The organism is Longispora fulva (assembly GCF_015751905.1).
GTDB classification, from domain to species: domain Bacteria; phylum Actinomycetota; class Actinomycetes; order Mycobacteriales; family Micromonosporaceae; genus Longispora; species Longispora fulva.
This window is the reverse complement of the sequence record NZ_JADOUF010000001.1, coordinates 344,760-362,113: the sequence shown is the minus strand read 5'-3', so window position 1 is coordinate 362,113 and position 17,354 is coordinate 344,760. Positions and strand designations below refer to the sequence as shown.

At 70.0% G+C, this 17,354-nt stretch carries 11 protein-coding genes; 6 read left to right on the top strand and 5 right to left on the bottom strand.

Features of this window, described 5'->3' with window-relative positions; translation table 11 throughout:
* Positions 1–10: 10 nt before the first annotated feature.
* Positions 11–1,036, bottom strand: a complete 1,026-nt coding sequence (locus IW245_RS01540; protein ID WP_231398620.1) for a LacI family DNA-binding transcriptional regulator — start codon at positions 1,034–1,036, stop codon at positions 11–13.
* 517 nt (positions 1,037–1,553) lie between these two features.
* Between IW245_RS01540 and IW245_RS01535 the strand changes: the two genes are divergently transcribed.
* Positions 1,554–2,837: an enolase C-terminal domain-like protein gene (locus IW245_RS01535; RefSeq protein WP_197001399.1), complete on the top strand. Its 1,284-nt coding sequence runs from the start codon at positions 1,554–1,556 to the stop codon at positions 2,835–2,837.
* Between the two features lie 210 nt (positions 2,838–3,047).
* Positions 3,048–5,204, top strand: coding sequence for a bifunctional diguanylate cyclase/phosphohydrolase (locus IW245_RS01530; protein WP_197001398.1), 2,157 nt, complete (start codon positions 3,048–3,050; stop codon positions 5,202–5,204).
* 30 nt (positions 5,205–5,234) lie between these two features.
* Here IW245_RS01530 and IW245_RS01525 read toward each other — a convergent pair whose 3' ends face one another.
* The 4 genes from IW245_RS01525 to IW245_RS01510 form a co-directional block, all read right to left on the bottom strand.
* The gene (locus IW245_RS01525; RefSeq protein ID WP_233473162.1) at positions 5,235–6,287 is read right to left on the bottom strand and encodes a polyprenyl synthetase family protein; all 1,053 of its coding nucleotides are present in this window, start codon (positions 6,285–6,287) and stop codon (positions 5,235–5,237) included.
* Between the two features lie 125 nt (positions 6,288–6,412).
* Positions 6,413–7,636 carry a ThuA domain-containing protein gene (locus tag IW245_RS42570; protein WP_372445067.1) on the bottom strand — a complete coding sequence of 408 codons (1,224 nt, stop codon included), beginning with the start codon at positions 7,634–7,636 and terminating at the stop codon, positions 6,413–6,415.
* A 57-nt stretch (positions 7,637–7,693) separates the two neighbouring features.
* Entirely contained in the window at positions 7,694–10,534 is a 2,841-nt protein-coding gene (locus IW245_RS01515) for a PQQ-dependent sugar dehydrogenase (RefSeq protein ID WP_197001396.1), read from the bottom strand.
* A gap of 457 nt (positions 10,535–10,991) precedes the next feature.
* Entirely contained in the window at positions 10,992–12,266 is a 1,275-nt protein-coding gene (locus IW245_RS01510; RefSeq protein WP_231398619.1) for an ROK family transcriptional regulator, read from the bottom strand.
* Between the two features lie 210 nt (positions 12,267–12,476).
* On the opposite strand from IW245_RS01510, the gene IW245_RS01505 reads away from it, so the two are divergent.
* The 4 genes from IW245_RS01505 to IW245_RS01490 are packed head-to-tail and all read left to right on the top strand — an operon-like array spanning position 12,477 to position 17,318.
* Entirely contained in the window at positions 12,477–13,976 is a 1,500-nt protein-coding gene (locus IW245_RS01505; protein ID WP_197008266.1) for a sugar ABC transporter ATP-binding protein, read from the top strand.
* Positions 13,973–15,076 (top strand): ABC transporter permease, encoded by a 1,104-nt coding sequence (locus IW245_RS01500; RefSeq protein WP_233473161.1) that lies wholly within the window; start codon positions 13,973–13,975, stop codon positions 15,074–15,076. Before IW245_RS01505 ends, IW245_RS01500 begins: the two co-directional genes overlap by 4 nt.
* A 23-nt stretch (positions 15,077–15,099) precedes the next feature.
* A complete protein-coding gene (locus tag IW245_RS01495; RefSeq protein WP_197001395.1) occupies positions 15,100–16,149 on the top strand; it encodes a substrate-binding domain-containing protein in 1,050 nt (349 codons plus the stop codon).
* Positions 16,146–17,318, top strand: a complete 1,173-nt coding sequence (locus IW245_RS01490; RefSeq protein ID WP_233473160.1) for a Gfo/Idh/MocA family protein — start codon at positions 16,146–16,148, stop codon at positions 17,316–17,318. The genes IW245_RS01495 and IW245_RS01490 overlap by 4 nt, the downstream gene beginning before the upstream one ends.
* The last annotated feature ends 36 nt before the right edge of the window (positions 17,319–17,354 follow it).

Genomic DNA, 17,354 nt, shown 5'->3' with positions numbered 1-17,354 from the left:
TTGTTGATCTTCAGGCTGGCGGCGGGAGTTCCCCGGAACCCCGGACGACGAGCTCCACCGGCACCGTGACCGTCCGGACCTGGCGGGCGAGGTCCGCCGTGCGGGCCAGCAGCAGGTCGAAGGCGGTGCGGCCGATCGTCGCGGTGTCCTGGGCGATCACGGTCAGCCCGGGCCGGAGAATGTCGGCGAGCGGGAAGTCGTCGAACCCGACGATGGCCACGGTGCCCGCGGCCGGGCCGAGTTGGCGGAGCACCTCGACGGTGGCCCCCTCGTTCCCGGTGATCAGGGCGGTGGCGGGCCGGTCCCCGTCGAACGCGGTGGCCAGCGCGGCGGCGATCCGCGCCGCTTCGATGGCACCCGGGTGCACCATGCCCTCGACCGGACCGCCGTTGGCGGCGGTGCAGGCGCGGAAGGCCGCGGCGCGTTCACGGCCGGTGAAGACGCGCTCCTCGTGGCCGATGTAGGCGATGCGCTGGTGGCCGTGCTGGACGAGATGCCGAAACGCCATGCCGATGCCGGCGGCGTTGTCGGACAGGACGGCGTCGGTCTCCACCCCCTGGACGGGCCGGTCGATGGCGATCACCGGCATCCCGGACTCGATCTCCGACGCCAGATACTGGTGGCTGCCCATGATCGGCTCCATGATGATGCCGTCGACCCTGCGGCGGCACATCGACATGACCGCGTCGCGTTCGCTGTTCTCCTCATCGTCGGTGGACATCGCCAGGATGGTCATCCGATGCTCGCGGGCGGCCCGGTTCACGGCGCTGAGCACCGGGTTGGGGCCGTCGAGGCTGCGCACGGCCACCCCGATGACGCCGCTGGTCCCCCGGCGCAGCTGCTGGGCGCGTTCGTCGGGGGCGTAGTCGAGCTTGGCGATCGCCGCACGGATGCGGAGGGCCAGTTCGGCACCGACGGTCGGGTCGTCGTTGACGACCCGGGACACGGTACGCAGCGCCACGCCGGCCTCGCGGGCGACGTCCAGCATCGTCGGGCGTCTGCGACGCCGGGGCCCGTCGGCCGATCGCTGGGTCATCCTGCTCCTCGGGAACGCTCAACTTCTGGCGGAACGCCGCGTGCCGGGACCGGGCCGAAACCGTGACCGCCCTCCCCGGTCGTTCTGGATCTTAGTCGACCTCTCACAGAAATCGCCGACACCATTTTTGTGGTGAATCGGACTCCGGTCGACCCACAGGAAGCGCTCTCCCGGACTGCGGTGTTGACGTTCCTGGCGAAAGAATCTGAGGATAACGTTACCTCTACCAGCGTCGGACGGCACCGAAACGGCTGGAAGTCGAAGCTGCTCCGAACCGCATCCGTTACATTTCCCTAGAATCTTGACAGGTCACGCGAAAAAGGTTTACGTTCTCCTCCCTACCCTTCGTCACGCACCATCTCGAGGTCGCCGGCAGTGAGATAACGTTATTTGCAGCAAACGGAACAGATTCACCTCGCGCGGGCCATCCCCCGGAGGCGCGACCCGCACGGAACCCAGCCGGCCCCAGAGCACCGACGGCTCTCGCTGGCAGCTCCATCAGCCCGAGAGGCATGAAATGAGCAGAGTAGCGAGATTCGACACCGTCGACCTGCGGATTCCCAGGTCACAGCGGCCGTCCGGCACGGGCGCGCCGGACGCCGGCTACTCGGCGGCATACCTCACCCTCGAAACCGACACCGGCGAGCACGGCACCGCCTTCGTCTCCACCGACGGCAGCCGCACCGACGTCCTCGTCGTGGCCATCGACGCCCTCGCTCCGTTCGTCCTCGACCGCGATGTCGACCAGGTCGCCGGCGATCTCGGCGGGTTCTCCCGCAGCCTGCTCCACGACTCCCAGCTGCGCTGGCTCGGCCCCGAGCAGGGCGTCCTGCACATCGCGATGGGCGTCGTGATCAACGCGGTCTGGGACCTTGCGGCCAGACGGGCCGGGCAACCCCTGTGGGAGTTGCTATCCGCAATGTCCGTGGACCAGATCGTGGACCTGGTCGACTTCCGCTACCTCACCGAGGCGATCACCCCGATCGACGCGGCCGACCTCCTGGAGGAGGCACTCCCCGGCCGGGCCGCACGCGCCGAGGAACTGCGGGCACAGGGCTATCCGGCGTGCACGGCCGAACCGGGGTGGCTCGGCCATCCCGACGAGACCCTGGTCCGGCTGGCGGAGGAAGCCGTGGCCGCGGGCTTCGAACAGATCACGGTCGAGGTCGGGGAGGACCTGGCCAACGACCGGCGCCGGTTGCGGCTCCTCCGCGACACGGTCGGGCCGCTCATCCCGATAGCGCTCAACGCCGGCCAACGATGGGATGTGTCAGGCGGATCGGAGTGGATCCGCGAACTCAAGGAATTCGACCCCTGCTGGATCGAGGAACCCACGTCGCCGGACGACGTCCTCGGACACGCCGCGATCCGGCGCAACGTCACGCCGATCAGGATCGCCACCGGTGAATCCGTGCACAACCGGATCGTGTTCAAACAACTGCTCCAGGCCAACGCGGTCGACGTCCTGCGGATGGACGCGACCAGGGTCGCCGGGATCAACGAGATGATCGCGGTCCTGCTCCTGGCCGCGCACTACCGGGTACCCGTCCGCCCGCGCCCCGGCGGCGTCGGATTCCCCGAACTGGCCCTGCATCTGGCGATGTTCGACAACATCGCCGTCTCCGGCACCCTCGACGGCCGGATGCTCGAATACACGGCCAACCCGCATGGACACCTCGTGGAACCGGCCTTGGTGCGCGACGGCGCCTACCAGGTCCCGAGGGCACCGGGATGCGCCAGCCGGATCCACGACGAGATCCTGTCCAGATTCCACCGCCGTCCGCGCTGGGGCGCGCCCTGACCGGATTCGGGCACACCTGCAGGATGTACCGGGGTCACGCCCGGCGCGGCGATCTTCGACAACGGGAACTAGATCATTGTGACATAGTGATCACACAAGGTAGTCACATCGGAATCTCCGGAGGGTCGTGACGCCGTGGGGCGACCAGCCGCGGGGTCCTCGATCGGGCTGTGGAACACGCGCCTTGACCGCGTCCTGGTGTGGGCTGTCATGGCGGGACTGGCCTGGATAGTGCTGTACGCGGGGGCGATCGCCGCGGGGCAACGATCGCCCGCGTTGGGAAAGTTCGTCGCCTTCGGCCTGTATCTCGTCCCCATCGTGATCGCCGTGGTATTGAGCTGGTTCGCGGCGGCCCGTACCGAGGGCCGGGTCCGTCTGGCCTGGCGACTGATGTTCGTGTCGAACGCGCTGTGGTTCGCCGCGGAACTCACCTGGGGCCTCTACGCCTATCTCGCACCGAAGGACGCCCCCGTTCCCTCGTTCGCGGATCTGGGCTACCTCCTGTCGTATGCCACGGCGGTGCCGGCGGTCCTGGTGGGGCTGGGTTTCGGTGTGCTGGGCGGCGCCAGGGGGCTGTTCGATTTCCTCCTGGTGTTCGCTGCGGTGTTCGCCGTCGGTTGGGAACTGGTGGTCGGGCCGCTCCTGCCGAGTTCCCTCAGCGCGGGGCTGCAGGCGCTGGTGGCCTTCTTCTTTCCCGTGATCTCCATGAGTATCTTCAGCAGCCTCATCGCGGCGGTGGTCGCCGGCCGCCGGAGGGTGCCTGTGTCCATGATCCTCGTCGGTGTCGCGTTCGGACTGTCCGCGGCGAGTGAAGCCGGCTACCTGTACCTGTCCAAGTTCCTCCACGTGATCCAGCCCTACGCGGGTTCGGGCTGGCTGAACCTCGGTTGGCAGGCTGAGGCAGTGCTCCTGTGCATCGCCGCGCTCGTGGCGGTGCGCCGGTCGGAGGGCGACCAGCGACTGACGCCCGACCGGGACATGACTATCCTCCCGGCACTGGTCGCGTTCCTCACCGTCGTCGGCCTCGCGGTGTTCGATCTGGTTCTGGTCGACGAACTGCGTGCCGTGACCCTGGCGGTAAGCGTCCTGCTCATGGTGGGGCTGCTGTTGCGGCAGATCCTCGCCGTGCGTGACCGCGCCCGGCTGACCCGCCAGTTGCAGACGGCAGCCGACACCGACTCGCTCACCGGGCTTTACAACCGCCGATTCTGCGCGGAGATGCTGCACGCCGAAGCTGGACTGTCCGCCCGTCGCCAGACGCCGCTGAGCCTGATCCTCATCGATCTCGACCATTTCAAGAACGTGAACGACACGTACGGGCATGCGGCCGGTGACGTCGTTCTCGTCGAGGCGGCCCACCGCCTGCGCCGAACGCTGCGCGCCAGCGACCTGGTCTCCCGCTACGGCGGCGAGGAGTTCCTGTGTGTCCTGCCCGGCACGGGTGAGGAGGCGGCGGTCGCGTTGGCCGAACACATCCGGTCGGCGCTGAGCCGGACACCGGTCACCATCCCCGACGTGACGGACGGCGTGGTGCTGACCGCCTCACTGGGGGTGAGCACCGGCCGGACTTCTCGGCAAGGCACGCCGATCGATGTCGACAAGCTCGTCAACGCCGCGGACCAGGCTGTCTATCGCGCCAAGGCCCAGGGGCGCGACCGCGTCGTCGGTCCCGGCCAGCCGTCCCGACCAGATCTCGATCCGCTCAGCGAGATTCCGGCGGAACTCATCTGGCTGGCGGACCAGATCGACGCCAGGGTCGGCGACCACGAACACTCCGCGGCGGTGTCGCGCTGGTCGCTCAGAACCGCGGCCCGCGTCGGGCTCGACCAGGCGGTCCAACACCGCACCGCCGCCGCCGCCCGACTGCACGACGTCGGCAAGATCGGCGTCGACTGGACGCTCCTGGCGAAACCGACCCCGCTGAACGCGCAGGAATGGGAGCAGATACGCCGCCACCCTGAGGAGGGCGCACGTCTGGTCACCCACCTGGCCGACCGGCAGGACCTGGCACCGTTGATCGCCGCCCACCACGAACGGTACGACGGTACCGGCTACCCCCGCGGGCTGGCGGGCGCGAACATCCCCGTCGAAGCACGCGTCATCGCCGTCTGTGACGCCTGGGCCACCATGCGCGCCAGCCGACCGTACTCGCCGGTGCTCGCCGACATCCACGCCCGCGACGAGCTCGCCCGTGGCCGGGGCACGCAGTTTGACCCCGTGGTCGTGGACGCGTTCCTGGCGCTCCTCGACGAGGGCGTCATAGACGAACCCGCACCGCTCAGGAGCCGCACCTGGGGTCCTCGGAGCGGCCGCGCCCGAGTTGGCTTCCTCCCCGCCGATCGTCAGGACCGGCACCCTGCGCGATGAGTACCGGGTCTTGTACGAGGGTCGAACCGGTCACGCGCGTCGGTCGGCCAGCCGGGCCGCGAGCGCCACGATCTGCAGGGCGGCGTCGGTGTCGACCGGTGCGGCGCGCACCGCCGTGCTCGCCGCCGCCGAGAGCTTGAGGATGCGGTTCTCGGTCTCGGCGAGGGCGCCGGTCCGTACGACGATGTCGCGGACCGCGTCGGCTCCCCGTTCGTCCAGGAGTGGTTGTCCGACCAGGTCGTCGAGCTGTGCGCGTTGCGTGGGGTCGGCGCGGTCCCTGGCCAGCAGGACGAGCAGGGTCGCTTTGGCGGCCCTGAGGTCGTCCAGGCACGACTTGCCCGTCACGCTCGGGTCCCCGAACAGGCCGAGCATGTCGTCGCGGAGTTGGAACGCCTCGCCGAGCGGGTCGCCGAAGGTGGCGAACCGGTCCATGACGACCGGGTCCGCACCGGCCAGCGCCGCGCCGATCTGCATGGGCCGGGTGACCGTGTACCGGGCCGACTTCAGCCGGGCGACCGTCATCGCCTCGGCCACGGTCCCGCCCCGGGCGGCGGTCAGCAGGTCGAGGTACTGGCCGGCGACGACCTCGGCGCGCATGGTCGCGAAGACTCCGGCGGCGCGGTCGAGGTCGGCCTGCGCAAGTCCGGACTCGCGGAACATCTGGTCGGCCCACCCGGCGCACAGGTCGCCGACGAGCACCGCGATCGCGCGTCCGTAGGCTGCGGAGTCGCCCCGCCAGTGCTGTTTCGCGTGCTGGGTCGCGAATACCTGGTGTACCGTCGGTCGGCCACGGCGCAGGTCGCTGTCGTCCATCACGTCGTCGTGGACCAGGGCGAAGGCGTGGAAGAACTCCAACGCGGAGGCTGCCGCGACGATCCCTGCGGAGTCGGTGCCGCCGGCCGCCCGCCAGCCCCAGTGGCAGAAGGTGGGGCGCAGCCGCTTTCCGCCGTGCAGGATGAAGCTGGAGAGCTGGTCGAGGGGGTCCCGGGACACCTGGGCCGGCCACTCGACGTACCGTCGGTGCAGGAACGCGGCGATCTCGGCGTCGAACTGCTCGCTGAGTGCCGCCGGTGCCCTGTTCACGGTCACGGGACGGTGTCCGGGGTGACCGTCAGGTCGGGAAATGCTTGGCCGGCCACTGATGCGCACGGCGCCTCCCGCGTGTGTCGGGGCCGGGTGGGCGACAGACTCCGCCCACCCGGCGAGGGTCAGTGCAGGGTGGTGGTGCCGCCGACGTTGAGTTCGGCGACGGAGGTCCACGGGTTGCCGTTGACCTCGCTGAGTGCCCGCAGCCGCACGTATCGGCCGGATTTGCCGGTGAACGTCACCGTCCGCTCGGTCGACACGTTGGGGAAGGTCCCCGTCGCCACGGCGGTTCCCCAGGTGGTGCCGTCGGTAGAGACGTACACCTCGTAGCGGGCGATGCGGCCGTTGGTGCCGGACTGTCGGGGCAGGTAGTACAGGTTCGTCACGGAGTAGCTGGCGCCCAGGTCGAGCTGGATCTCGTGCGGCGGCGTCGGGTTGGCCCCCGACCACTGGGTGTGCCAGAACGTGCCGGCGTTGCCGTCGAGGACGTTGGTGCAGGGCGCGTTCTCGCCGGACAGCTCCTGGCTGTCGCACGACCGGACCCGCAGCTGGGCCTGGGGGATCCGACCGGTGGCCGCGACGGAGCAGTCGGCCGTGACGGCCCCGGCCGCGGTCATGATCCCGCCGAGCAGGAGGTGCAGGAAGTTCGGTTCGCTGTAGCTTTCGATGGTGTGGCCCAGCCCGGTGTACCAGGACCGACCCCCGTCGTACTTCTGGCACCAGGTGATCGGGTGGTCGTTGCCCATCGTGGAGCCCGAGTAGGAGCTGTTGTCCACCGAGGTCAGGACGTGCACGGCCCCGCGCGGGTTGGTCTGGAAGTCGTACCACTCGTCGAAGCGGGTGAACTGCGCTGGCAGGCCCTGGGTGGACGGGTGGTTGGGGTCCTCGACCTTGAGGAGCGCGTTCTGCTGGGCCGGGTGCTGTTTGAAGTAGGCGCCGACGAGTTTGCCGTACCAGGGCCAGGCGTACTCGGTGTCAGACGCCGAGTGCACGCCGACGTAGCCGCCGCCGGCCCGGATGTAGGACTCGAAGGCGGCCTGCTGGGTGGCGTTGAGGACGTCGCCGGTGGTGCTCATGAACACCACCGCCTGGTACTGGGCCAGGTTGGTCGTGGTGAACGCCGCCGCGTCCTCGGTCGCGGTGACCGTGAAGTTGTTGGCGGCGCCCAGCGTGCGGACGGCCTGGATGCCGGCGGGGATGGAGTCGTGCCGGAACGCCGCGGTCTTGGAGAAGACCAACACCTTGTAGGAGGCGTCGGCGGCGTGCACGGCCGGGGCCGCGAGGCCCGCGCCGACGGCCAGGGCAGTGGCCGTCACCGCCAGCGCTCTGGTCAGGAGACTTCTCATCGTGATGCCTTTCGAGAGCCGGGGGTGGGCGGAGCCGCCACCCACCCCCGGGAGGGGCTAGGGCAGGGTCCACTTCTGGTTGGTGCCGCCGTGGCAGTCCCAGATGATCAGCTGGGTGCCGTCGGCCGAACTACCGCCGAAGGCGTCCAGGCACCGACCCGACGACGGGTTCTTCAACGAACCGTCCGACTGCGGCGTCCAGGTCTGACCGGCGCTGCCGTTGCACGTCCACAGCTGCACGTTCGTGCTGTTGGCGGTCCCGGCGACGTTCATGCACTTGCCCAACGCCTTGAGCGTCGAACCTCCCGTGGTCCACGACTGCGCGGTCGAGCCGTTGCAGGTGTTGAGCTGGATCTTCGTGCCGTCAGCCGTCGCTCCGCCGGCCACGTCCACGCACTTGGCGCCGACGCCCCTGATCGGGCCGACGCCCGGGGGCGGGGTCGTGCCGCTGGTGTTGAGGGTGAAGGCGTCCACGTCGTACAGGAAGCCGGAGCCGGAACCGGTGAAGACCAGGTACAGGCTGGTGGTCGCGGCCGGGGGCGCGGTGATCGTGCCGGTGACGGTCGTGAATGTCTCCCAACCACCGGTGACGGGCACGGTCGCCGAGCCGATGGCCGGCCCGGTCGGCGAGCCGGTCCGCAGGGTCAGCGTGCCGCCCGACCCGCCGGAGGAGACCCTGGCGTCGAAGGACTTCGCATTGCCCAGCTGGTAGGTGGTGAAGCCGATCCAGTCGCCGTTGTTGACGTCCCCGACGGTCGCGCCGCCCTCGGCCGCCGTCTTGAGGTACTTCGTGACCCCTGACGAGGTGGCGAAGTGCTCCGCCTGCCGGTGCCGGGGCTGCAGCACGTGCTGCGTGTGCGTGGTCAGCGCCCCTTTGTCGGTGTACTGGGCGTCGAACACCCCGTACACGTTCGCCGACGCGTCGTGCTCCCCGTCCGCCGGAACGACGATCGACCCCGTGCACCCGGTGGTCGACGTGATCTGGTGGGCGTGGGTGTCGTGGCCCAGGAGGTAGGTCAGCGTCACCTTGGAGCAGTCGATCGCGCCGTCCTCCGGATCGGTCACACTGATCTGGAAGGGCACCGTGTCCCCGAAGGAGAACAACTGCCCGTCACCCGGCAGCGAGAGCGTGACCGTGGGTGCGGTGTTGCCGACCGTGATGATCACGCTCGCCGTGCCCGTGTTGCCCACCGGGTCGCGGACCGTGAGCGTGGCGGTGTACTGGCCGTTCGCGGTGTACGTGTGCGCCGGGCTGGCCGCCGTCGACGTGCCGCCGTCTCCGAACGCCCAGGAGTAGGTCAGCGCCCCGCCCTCCGGGTCGGAGCTGCCGGCCGAGGAGAACGTGACCGCCAGGGGCCCGGTGCCGGACGTCTTGTCGGCCGACGCCACCGCGATCGGGGCCCGGTTGGCCGTCGCCCCGATGTACTCGATCCGGTAGAGCGCGGAGTTGGCGTCACCGTTGCCCCAGCCGGTGCCGTAGTCCAGGACGTACAGCGCGCCGTCGGGTCCGAACGCCGTGTCGATGATCTGGGTGCCCGACCAGGGGAAGTTCGTGATGGAACCGGCGCTGCCGTCGGTGTTGACGTCGATCGCCCTGAGCCACCGGCGACCGAACTCGGCGGCGAAGAAGTGCCCGTCCAGGTCCGCCGGGAACTTCGTGGCCGAGGGATTGGCCGCGTCGTAGCGGTAGAGCGCGCCGCCCATCGGGGACTCGCTTCCCGAACCGAACTCGGGAGGGGAACCGGCGTCGCCGCCGTACCGGATCCACGACGGCCGGGCCGGGGGCAGGTTCGTCAGGCCCGTGTTGTGCGGGGAGTTGTTGACCGGGGCCGCGCAGTTGTACTTCGGCCCGGTGGAGTTGGTGGCGAAGTTCCACTCGTTGTACGTCTCGGTCGTCGTGTTCGTGCCGGTGCAGTACGGCCAGCCGTAGTTGCCGGCGGAAGGGATCCGGTCGAACTCGACCTGCCCGGCCGGTCCCCGGGCGGAACTGGTGGACCCCGCGTCGGGCCCGTAGTCGCCGAGGTAGACGATGCCGGTGGCCTTGTCGACGGTCATCCGGTAGGGGTTGCGGAAGCCCATCGCGTAGATCTCCGGCCGGGTTCTCGCGGTACCCGGGGCGAACAGGTTGCCCGCCGGAATCGAGTAGCTGGCGTCCGCGTTGACCTTGATCCGGAGTACCTTGCCCCGCAGGTCGTTCGTGTTGCCCGCCGAGCGCTGCGAGTCCAGCACCGGGTTGCTGTCGCCGCGCTCGTCGAGCGGGGCGTACCCGTCGGAGTAGAAGGGGTTGGAGTCATCCCCCGTGCTCAGATACAGGTTGCCGGCCGCGTCGAAGTCGATGTCCCCACCGACATGGCAGCAGTTGCCCCGGTCGGTGCCGACGTCGAGGACCTTCTTCTCGCTGGCCAGGTCGAGGGTGCCGTCCGTTCTGAGCACGAACCTCGACAGCCGGTTGTAGCCCTGCCACACCGAGAAGTCGGTGCCACTGAGCGGGGCGTCACCAGCGGGGGTCGACAGCAGCGGCGCGTAGTACAGATAGATGAAGCGGTTGGTCGTGAAGTTGGGGTCGATGCCGACGCCCTGCATCCCCTCCTCGTCGTGGGTGTAGACGTTGAGTCGCCCGGACACCTTGGTCGCGCCGGCGGCGGTCGTGAGACGCAGCGTGCCGTCCCGGGAGGTGTGCAGCACGGACCGGTCCGGCAGGACCGCCATGGAGATGGGCTCGCCCATCTCGGCGGTGCCCCTGGCGAGGCTCACCTGCTGGAAGTCGGGGGCGTTGATGACGGTGTGGGCCTGGGCGGGGGCTGGCAGTGCCACAGCGCAGAGAGGTGCGGCGAGCAGCGCGGCGGCGGTCAGCCGCGCGCGCCACCGAGGGGTGGGTTTCACAGGATTCCCTTTCATGGAGGGGTACGGGAACGCGAGCTCCGACGGGAGGGCACCGGCGGACGCGCACTTCGCCCACAGGCGTTCTGGCGGAGACGTGTCCTGGATCCGCCGTCCGGCCGGGAGCCGTTCCCGCCACGGGGTACGGGTCTGGAGAAGGACACAGCGGGAAGGTCGGCCTACTCGGCCCCGTCCACAGCCACGACGCGGGGACAGCCGAGCGGAGCTGCGCACGTCCACTGTGCGATCAGCGGGCGTTCGCCGAAACTGTGGCCGTCCGATGTCGGTCGAGCGGCCCGAGACCCCGAAATGGTTGACGGATGCCGATGTCCATCGCCGTTCGGATAACGAGGACTCCAACACAACACGAACGGTCAGTCAACGGATTCGAACACAATGGCACACAGATTTCAGGGCAATCACCGTCGCTGGAGCCAGTCGCCGGACAGCACAGTGGATGCCCAAGGGTTTCCGGCTAGCGCGCTGGACCGCCGACCTGAGCCCGGCGGCGCATCCAGTCCGCGGGTTCCCGCAGGATCGCGTGGGTGACGCTGCCGGCGGCACCGAGGACCGCCGCGTCGGCCCCGGCCGTGGACACCCGGACCTCGACCGGCGACCACGCCGCCCACAACACGCGCAGGTCGACCTCGCGTCGCACCTGCGGGGCGATCCAGGGCGCGAGCGGGGCGTAGATGCCGCCGAGGACCACTGCCGGAATGTCGAACAGGTTGACGGCGCCGGCCACGACGACTCCGAGGGCGCGGCCGGCGTCGCGCAGCGCGGCCAAGGTCCGGGCGTCCCCCCGCTCGGCCGCGGCCACGATCCGGCCGACGGTCGCCTGCCCACCCATGGAGGTCACCGCAGCGCCGGAGAGCCCGGCCGCCCGCAGGATGGCCTCCTGACCGGCCCGTTGTTCCAGGCAACCGTGGGCGCCGCACCCGCACGCGGGCCCGTCCATGTCGACCGCGACATGTCCGATCTCGCCGCTCCAGCCGCGGGTGCCGTGAAACAGCTCGCGGCGGACGACGATCCCGGCCCCCACGCCGATCTCGCCGGACACGTGGATGAAGTCGGGCGGCGCTGAAGGATCGGCGTACAACTCGCCGAGAGCCGCCAGATTGGCCTCGTTGTCGAGGGTGATGGGCAGACCGCCCAGGCGGGGCACCCGCGAGAGCAACGCGCGGACGTCCGTGTCCCGCCAGCCCAGGTTGGGGGCGAACCGGAGGACCCCGGCCGGCCCGTCGACCAGCCCCGGCACGCCGACACCGGCGCCCGCGACCGTCAGTCCGAGTCCGGTCGCCACGTCGATCGCCCGCGCGGCCAGGTCCGCGAGCGCCGCACAGGTGCGCTCCGGGGTCCGGCCCCGCTGGTCGTCCTGCACCACCTCGCGGTGCCGGACGACTCCCGCCAGGTCGACGACACAGGCGGCGAGGTAGTCGACGTTGATCTCCAGGCCGAGCCCTGCGGCCGCGCCGCCGTCGAGCACCAGCCCGATGGCGGGCCGGCCGGTGGGGCGGGTCAGGCGTGGTTCGAGTTCGCCGACCAGGCGGGCCTCGACCAGAGTGTCCACGATGGTCGACACCGTGGCCTTGGTCAGCCCGGTCGCGGCCGCCAACTCGGCCCGTGACAACGGTTTCGGCGCGTCGGCGATGTGGCGCAGCACCAGGGCCAGATTGCGCGTCCGAAGGCTGTCCTGTCGGGCGGGCGGCTCCGGCCGCATGCCCGGAGCTGTGCCGGTTCTGGGTGTCATGACCCTTGACACTGTACAGAGACGGCCCCTAAGTTCAACCACTGAACGAACTCATGTGTCGTGGACCACTGCGACACATTCCTCGCGCACGAGCTCCCCGACCTGCAAAGACGCACTCGGTGATGCCGAACCACCGAGTTCGACTCCGTCCTCCGAGGAGGGCCAGTGAGCACACCCGACACACCACCAGGGCCGAGCGGCCCCCACCCGATGACCCGGCTGTGGATGCGGGGAATCGTCAAGGAATTTCCCGGGGTACGCGCCCTCGACGGGGTGCACCTCGACGTCCGGGCCGGCGAGGTGCACTGCCTGCTCGGGCAGAATGGCGCCGGCAAGTCCACCCTGATCAAGGTGATCGCCGGCGCGCACCGTCCCGACGCCGGCGTCATCGAGTGGGAGGGCACCACGACGGCCCTGCCCAGTCCGACGGCCGCGATGCGCCACGGGATCGCGACCATCTACCAGGAACTCGACCTGGTCGACGGGCTCACCGTGGCGGAGAACATCTTCCTCGGTCACGAGCACGCCCGACGGGGATTCGTCCGCAGGGCCGTGACGCGCGCCGCCGCGCACAGACTGCTGGACCGCCTCGGGCACCCGGAGATCCCCGCCGGCCGAGAGGTCGGCCTGCTGTCGGCGGCGGGCAAACAAGTCGTGTCGATCGCGCGGGCACTGTCCCGCGACGCGCGGCTGATCGTGATGGACGAGCCGTCCGCCGTTCTCGACCACGACGAGGTCGACAACCTGTTTCGGATCGTGCGGGACCTCACCGCCGACGGAGTCTCCGTCGTCTACATCTCCCACCGGCTCGCCGAGATCCGCGACATCGGCGACCGGGTCACGGTTCTCAAGGACGGTCGCACCGTCGCGACCGGGCTGGACGCCCAGGCGACCCCGACCGCCGACCTGGTGCGCCTGATGACCGGTCGGACCCTCGCCCAGACCTTCCCGCCCCGCCGCACCCCGCCCCGAGACACTCCCGAACTGCTGCGGGTCCGGGAGTTGAGCCTCGCCGGGCACTTCCAGGACGTCACGTTGTCCGTGCGCGCCGGGGAGATCGTCGGCCTCGCCGGACTCGTCGGCTCGGGCCGCTCGGAGATCCTGGAGACGATCCTCGGAGCACGCCGCGCCACCTCCGGAACGATCTTCGTCAACGGCGCAACGCTCCGCCCCGGCAGCCCCGGTGCCGGGGTACGGGCCGGCATCGGACTGGCACCCGAGGAGCGCAAGAGCCAGGCGCTGGTGATGGAAGCGTCGGTCGCGCACAACGTCTCCCTTCCCGCGCTTGCGCGTTACGCACGCCTCGGACGCATCGACCGCCGCCGCGAGCTCGCGGATGTCACCCGGCAGACCGAGGCGCTGCGCCTGCACCCGGCCGACCCCCGGCGGCCAGTCGCGACGCTGTCCGGGGGCAATCAACAGAAGGCCGTGGTCGCCCGCTGGCTGCTGCGGGGCTGTCGCCTGCTGCTGCTCGACGAACCCACCCGCGGAGTCGATGTCGGCGCCCGCGCGGAGCTCTACGGCGTGGTCCGCGCGCTCGCCGACTCCGGCGTCGGGGTGCTGCTCGTCTCCAGCGAGATCCCGGAGGTGCTGGGACTGGCAGACCGGGTGCTCGTCCTGCGGGAGGGGCGGGTGCTCGCCGAGGCCGATCCCCGCGACCTGGACGAGTTCGCCGTCCTCGACATGATCATGGAAGGCGGTCACCGGTGAACGAAGTCCCGCCACCAGCCCCCGTCCGGACCGACCATCCCGTCACCGCCCCGTCCGACGTCCCTGGCACCGTCGTCTCCGACGAACGCGCCACCGCGCGCGGTGACGACGTCGCCCGCGCCCAGCCCGCGACGAGCACGTCTCCGATCTGGGCGCGACAGGTGGTCGCGCTGCGGGCCGCCGGATTTCGTAGCCTGAGCCTCCTGGGCGTGCTGGCCCTGCTCTGCGTCGTCGGCACCGCAACCTCCGCGAACTTTTTGACCGCCTCGAACCTGATCAACATCCTCACCCTCGCCTCCGTCATCGGCGTCGTCACGGTCGGCGCGACGTTCGTCGTCATCGGCGGCGGCATCGACCTGTCCGTCGGCGCGATCGTCGCTGTCGCCACCGTGTGGGCGACCACGACGCAGACCCAGTCCTACGGGGCGTACGTGATGGCCTTCACCGCTGTCTCGGTCGGCACCGGCGCGGGCATCCTCAACGGGGTACTCGTCGCCTACGGCCGCCTCGTCCCCTTCATCGTCACCCTCGCGACGATGGCCGGCGGGTACGGTCTGGCCGAACAGCTCTCCGACCGCAAGTCGCAGTTCGTCACCGTCACCGCGTTCACCGACATCGCGCAGCAGCGCCTTCTCGGCATCCCCTGGCTCGTCTACATTCTCGTGGCCGTCGTGGCGGTCGGATGGCTGGTGCTCAACCGCACCGTCTTCGGCCGGCGCACCCTGGCCATCGGCGGGAACCCCGAGGCCGCGCGCCTGGCCGGCCTCCATGTCCGCGGGCACGTCCTGACCCTGTACGCGGTGTCGGGCCTGTGTTGCGGGATCGCGGCCGTGATGCTGGCCGCGCGCACGAACACCGGGGCCTCGACCCTGGGCCAGGGCTACGAACTGGACTCCATCGCCGCCGTCGTCATCGGCGGCACCCTGCTGGCCGGCGGGCGGGGTTCTCTGGTCGGCTCGATGCTCGGCGTCCTGGTCTTCACCACGATCACCAACCTGTTCATCCTCAACAGCCTGTCGACGCCGCTGCAACACATCGCCAAGGGAGCGATCATCGTCGCCGCCATCCTGCTGCAACGCCGCGGCACCCGCACCACCTGACCTCACAGAAGAGAGTCCCCTCCATGGAAACACGACTGGGCCGCAGAGCGCTCCTGACCGCCGGGGCCACGCTCGGCGTCGGCGCGTTGGTCGCCGGCTGCACGAGCAACAGCACCGACCAGACACCGTCCGGAAACGCCGCCGCACCGGCCGGAGACAACGCTTCCCCCGGCAGGACCGTCACCATCGGATTCTCCGCCCCCGCCGCCGACCACGGCTGGATCGGCGCGATCACCACCAACGCCAAGGCGCAGGCGAAGCTCTACCCGGACATCAGGCTCAACGCCGTGGAAGGCACCAACGACGTCAACCAGCAGATCTCCGCCGTGCAGTCGCTGATCGACCAGAAAGTCGACGTGCTGGTGATCCTCCCGTTCGACGGCAAGGCACTGACCGGCATCGCGCAGAAGGCCATGGCGGCCGGCATCCCCGTCATCAACCTCGACCGGATCTTCGAGACCGCACTGGCCTACCGGACCTGGGTCGGCGGCGACAACTACGGCATGGGCGTCAGCGCCGGCACCTTCATCGCCCGCCGGCTCAAGGCCGCAGGGAAGACCAGCCCCGTCATCCTCGAGATCGCCGGCATCGACAACCTGCAGCTCACCCAGGACCGCAGCCGCGGCTTCAAGGACGCACTCGCCGCCAACGGCCTGAGTCTCACCGACCGCCAGGCCGCCGACTTCACCGCGGCGAAAGGGCAGGAGGTCGCCGCGAACCTGCTCCAGGCGCACAGCAAAGTCGACGCCCTGTGGAACCACGACGACGACCAGGGCATCGGCGTCGAGGCCGCGATCAAACAGGCCGGCCGGGACAAGGAGTTCTTCATGGTCGGCGGTGCCGGCTCCCGCCGGGTCATGGACCAGATCAAGGCCGACAACGGCGTCGTCAAGGCCACCGTCCTCTACAGCCCCTCCATGTCGTCCTCGGCGATCTCCCTCGCCCGGCTCATCGGCCAGGGCAGAGGCATGGGCGACCTCGTCGAGAAGGAGGTCCCGACCACCGTCACCACCTACTCCGCCGTCGTCACCAAGGACAACGTCGACCGGTACCTGCCCGTCGGGTTCGCGTGAGCGCCCCGCTGCGCGTCGGCATGGTCGGATACTCCTTCATGGGCACCGCGCACGCCCACGCCTGGCGTACCGCCGGCCGGTTCTTCGACCTGCCGCGCGCGCCGGTGCTCGCGGCGGTGTGCGGACGCTCCCCCGACGGAGTGCTGGCCGCGGCCGCTCGGCAGGGCTGGATCTCCGCCGAGACCGACTGGCGGGTACTGGTCGAACGTGACGACATCGACGTCATCGACATTTGCACGCCCGGCGACAGCCACGCGGAGATCGCGATCGCCGCCCTGGCCGCCGGCAAGCACGTGATATGCGAGAAGCCGCTGGCCAACACCCTCGATGAGGCCGTCGCCATGGCCGTGGCCGCCGAACAGGCCCGGAAGTCTGGCCAGCGGTCCATGGTCGCGTTCAACTACCGCCGGGTGCCCGCCCTCGCCCTCGCCCGACGACTGGTCGAGGACGGCAGGCTCGGCACCATCCACCACGTCCGGGCCCAGTACCTCCAGGACTGGATCGTCGACCCGCAGTTCCCACTGGTCTGGCGACTGCGGGCGGAGACCGCCGGGTCCGGGGCGCTCGGCGACCTGGGCGCACACCTCATCGACCTGGCACAGTTCCTCACCGGGCAGCGGATCACCGGGGTCAGCGCCCTGCACCACACGTTCGTGACCGAACGGCCCCTCCCCCGGTCTTCCCATGGGTTGTCTGGCACCGGTGGCGTCGAACGCGGACCCGTGACCGTCGATGACGCCTCGCTGTTCACGGCACGGTTAGACGGCGGTGCGATCGGCGCCTTCGAGGCCACTCGGTTCGCCGCCGGGCACAAGAACGCGATGCGGATCGAGGTCAACGGCTCCGCCGGCACCGTCGCCTTCGACTTCGAGTCGATGAACGAACTCTCCTTCCACGACCACAGCGAGGACCTCGACAGCGCCGGGTTCCGCCGCATCCTGGTGACCGAACCGACGCACCCCTACATGGACGCCTGGTGGCCGCCGGGGCACCTCATCGGCTACGAGCACACGTTCATCCACGAGGTGCGCGACTTCGTCCACGCGATCGCCGACGGCACCGACCCCGCCCCCTCGTTCACCGACGGCCTCCAGGTGCAGCACGTCCTCGCGGCGGTCGCCGCCAGCGCGGCCAACCACAGCACGTGGACCCCGACGGAGGGACGCTGACCGTGCCTCCCATGAGCCTGACCGGCCAGGACCCCC